The sequence below is a fragment of the Streptomyces rectiviolaceus genome (assembly GCF_039533825.1).
GTDB classification, from domain to species: domain Bacteria; phylum Actinomycetota; class Actinomycetes; order Streptomycetales; family Streptomycetaceae; genus Streptomyces; species Streptomyces rectiviolaceus.
In genome coordinates, this window is sequence record NZ_BAAAUG010000249.1 from 1 (window position 1) to 3,768 (window position 3,768).

Consider the following 3,768-nt stretch of genomic DNA (forward strand, 5'->3'; position numbering starts at 1 on the left):
GCCCCAGCCGGTCGACGATCAGGCGAGGAAGACCCACCAGTGTTCCCTTCCGGAATACGGTTCCAGGCCCCGCGCCTTTGATCAGGATAGGAGGACCGGGGACGAACGTTGCCTGCGCTCAGCGCCGTCCGCGAGGCTGCTGACGCTCGTAGGTGCCGTAGGTGGTCTGCCCGGATTCCAGGTCGGCGAGTTCCGTGAAGCCGTGCACGGCGGCGTCCATCCGGTCCGGGGAGTCCATGCCCGCCATCCACGTCACCATCTGGGACTCCAGTTTGTGGAACACACCGACGTGGTGGACGCGGCCCTGTTCGTAGAGCTGAGCGATGGGCTCCGCGCGCAGGCGTTTGCCCTGCTTGGCGTTGACGGGGATGATCCGCGGCATCAGCAGGTTCTTGGTCAGGCCTCGGCGGCCGAGTTCCTGCCACGCCTGGATGATGACCTGGCTGGTCATGTCGCCGCCGTAGTTCGCTTCGACGACGATCGCGTCGGCCTGCCACTCGATGGCCAGCAGGCAGGCCTGGGTGCCCCATTCGTCGGCTCCCAGGGACGCCGACTTGTCGTCCAGGAGGTAGAACTCGTGGCGGCGTTCGGGCTGGGCGTGCCGGTGGCCGATCGATTCGACCAGCGCAGACCCGGAGGCGGTGATGCCGACTTCGTCATGGCCGGTGGTGTTACCGCCTGCCGGGTCGACGGAGATGACGATGCGGTCCATGTCGATGCTGCGCAGCGCAGCCGCGGAGATGCGGTTGCCGTCGATCCACGCCTGGTTCCACACGCCGCCGGACAGCGGGCGCGGCTTCTGCTGGTAGAGCGACCACCAGACGCGTTCTCCCACGGACTTGCGGATGCGGGCGTAATCCTCGGCGGTGAACCGTTCGGGCCACAGTGCTTCCCCGGGGGCCCGGCCGAGCGGGTCGTCGTCGGAGAGGGCAAGGGCGGGCAGGTCGATGACGATCCAGTCCTCGGGCTCTTCGCGCAGCAGCCGTCCGGACAGGTCGTCGTCGTCCCAGCGAGTGTTGACCAGCAGGACCGAGCCCTGGGGTTCCAGGCGGGTCAACAGAACAGCCTGCCACCAGTCCCACACCCGGTCGCGCTGGGTGGGCGATCCGGCGTCCTCAGACCCCTTGAATGGATCATCGACGACTGCGGTGTGCGCGCCGCGGCCGGTAAGCGCGCCTCCGACACCGGCGGTGACCATGCCGCCCTCGTGGCCGTCGATGTCGAAACGGTTGGCGGCCTGTGACCCGTACTTGAGGCTGATGCCCAGCAGAGGGGCGTTCTCGGTGATGGTGTTGCGCACCCACCGGCCGTGGTCGTCGGCCAGGTGCGCGGCGTAGGAGGCGAGCATGAAGCGGTGCTCGGGCTGGCGCCGCAGGTACCAGGTCGGCCCCCATCGGGAGGTGCGCCGGGACTTTCCGGCACGGGGCGGCATGGTCACCATGACGCGCAGGCGTTCACCGGCGGCGATCCGCTGGTAGATCCGGTCGATGATGTCCAGGTGCGGAGCCTGCATCTCCCGCCCGTGCGTCAGGACCGCCGACAGTGCGCCCGGGGACAGGTCCAGGGCAATCTCCCGTTCGACACGGATGAGGTCCTCACGCAGCTCCGCGGACGCGCTGTGGGCGATGACCAGGCGCTCCTCGCGGGGCAAGCTGCGGTAGCGGGCCAGGAGGCCGCTGTTACGGGGCACCGTCGTCCGGTTCCCCGGCCGTGGGCACGGGCGCGGCGTCGTCGGGTGTCGGGGAGCCTTCACTGATACCGATGAGCGCCTCTAGCTCGGCGCTGGTTGCCGAGCCCAGTTGCAGGGGCCCGCCGTCGGCGCCGGTGACTTCGGTCTTCACGGGCATGTCCAGGCCGTTGAGCTTGGCGCGGCGGTCCATGAGACGCAGCACGGTGTCGACAGCCCGCATGTCGAGCTCTTCCCCGACGACCATGCCTTCCTTGTCGAAGACGGGGCTGGGCTTGGTGGCGCGAGGCCAGGCGGCCTCGAGGAGCGCGTCGAGGCGTTCGTTCTCCTGTTGGCGGTAGACGTCGACTGCGGCGGCTTCTTCCTCGCGGTGATCCTTCAGCGCGCGCAGGAGGTCCTTGGAGGCGTGGCCGCGGGATTCGTATCCGAGGTCGAGGACGCGCTGGTCGTGGAAGGAGATCCCGGCGATACGCAGCTTGAGGAGCTTGGCGCGGCGTTCGGCAACCAGGGCTTGCGTGGCTTTGGATGGTGGCATAGCGGTCGGGGCTCCCGCGAATTTGTGTGGTGTTGTGAGGCCCCGCGCCTGCCCTGATCATCCCCGAGATGTAGGCGGTCGTTCCCCCCGCTTGGCGTGAAGCGGCCCCGTACGCCGGGGGGGGGTGGCGTACAGGGCCGTGAGCTCGGGGTCAGGCCTGGGGGGTTAACGCCCATCCCGAGCGGTCTTCGTGGGGCGTAACGGGCGCGGGGGCTGAGGTGACACGGCCCGGGTACTGCCTTTACTACCGAGGGGCGCGGGGACGTCCCAGCCAAGAAAGAGCCGCTCCCGGGCCGTGCACTTTCATGGTGGGGCACGATCGCGGGTCTGTCCGAGGCGCTATCCCCCGTGATGGATGGGGACATCCCACGGGGCAGGTCCAGTGCCGTTCGCCCATGCTGCCACGTCGTGTCCGGTGAACAGCGTGAGCGGGCTACGGAACCGCCTGTTGGTTTCGTAGGCCTGCCTGGTGAAGTCGGCGGTGGTGATGACGGCCGCGTGGTGGCAGTGGTGGAGATCGCGGTAGGCGCCGTTGGCGTCCCGAATGACCTGCGGAGGCACGTTGTTGCCGCGCTGGTTGCGCTTGCACTGGATGAACCAGGCGGTGCCGTTGTGGAGTTTCACGCGAACGTCGATGCCTCCGTCGCCGGATCCTCCGACGGGGTGGGCTGCCAGAACACGGTCGTCGCCCTGTGCGAGTTCGGCGATGGCCTGCTCGAACCGGGCGGGCTTCATGCCTCGGAAGGCGTCCAGGGTGCGTGCACCTCGCCGTGGCAGCGCGGGTCGGGCCGGTATGGCTGCGGAGACCCGGTCGACCCGGGCGAATAGTGCGGCGAGGCGGCGGGGGCGGACGGCGGCCAGGATCTTCGCTGCGGCGAGGATGACCACGATGGCGCCGGTCTGCCAGGGGTAGGTCATCGCGACGATGATGAGGACGAGGCAGACCCCCACGATCGAGCCGAGGGAGTACCGCATCCTGGTGCGGCGGCTAGCGGGGCGGCGCGGGGTCCGTAAGCGTGATGCTGGTGTCTTGCGGGCGCGGGTGCGGCGGGTTGGCTGGTAGGTGGCCATGAGGTCTCCGGGGTGGGTGGTCAGAGGGGCAGGTCGTTGCGGTTGTAGGCGATGACGCCCTTGGTGTTGGTGGTGATCTCGGTGTGCTGCTGGTGGACGTCGCCGCTGTAGTACTGGGTGATCTGCGGGGGTGCGGCTTCTACGACTTCCTTGGTGCGCCGCATGAGGCGGGCGGCGGCGAGGAGTACGGCGGCCAGGACGGTGCCGGAGACGCCGATGACGGTGGGGTTGGCGTAGTCGGACGTCATCATGACGATTCCGATGCCGGCGCCGGTGAGGAAGACCATGCCGCCGAAGGACAGCATGCGGACGCTGTCGTTGGTGGCTTGCTGGCTCATGGCGGGGCGTCCGGGCTGTTGTACGGGCGGGGCATCGCCGATGGCGGGCGTCGGTGTGGGGTTCCTGTAGAAGGTCGGGGTGAGCGGGGCCTGCTCGGCGGCGATCGTCTGGTTGGCCCGCTGCAGGATCTCTTCGA

General features: G+C 68.8%; 4 protein-coding genes. All 4 read right to left on the reverse strand.

Annotated features, from left to right (window positions below):
- Positions 1 to 118: 118 nt before the first annotated feature.
- The gene (locus ABD378_RS43415) at positions 119 to 1,690 is read right to left on the reverse strand and encodes a terminase large subunit domain-containing protein (protein ID WP_344530941.1); all 1,572 of its coding nucleotides are present in this window, start codon (positions 1,688 to 1,690) and stop codon (positions 119 to 121) included.
- Positions 1,680 to 2,222 (reverse strand): hypothetical protein, encoded by a 543-nt coding sequence (locus ABD378_RS43420; protein ID WP_344530943.1) that lies wholly within the window; start codon positions 2,220 to 2,222, stop codon positions 1,680 to 1,682. Before ABD378_RS43420 ends, ABD378_RS43415 begins: the two co-directional genes overlap by 11 nt.
- A 339-nt stretch (positions 2,223 to 2,561) precedes the next feature.
- On the reverse strand, positions 2,562 to 3,197 hold the full coding sequence (locus ABD378_RS43425; RefSeq protein ID WP_344530945.1) for a restriction endonuclease: 636 nt from the start codon (positions 3,195 to 3,197) through the stop codon (positions 2,562 to 2,564).
- 116 nt (positions 3,198 to 3,313) lie between these two features.
- Positions 3,314 to 3,768 (reverse strand): hypothetical protein (locus tag ABD378_RS43430; RefSeq protein WP_344530947.1); only part of this gene is annotated, 455 nt, incomplete at its 5' end.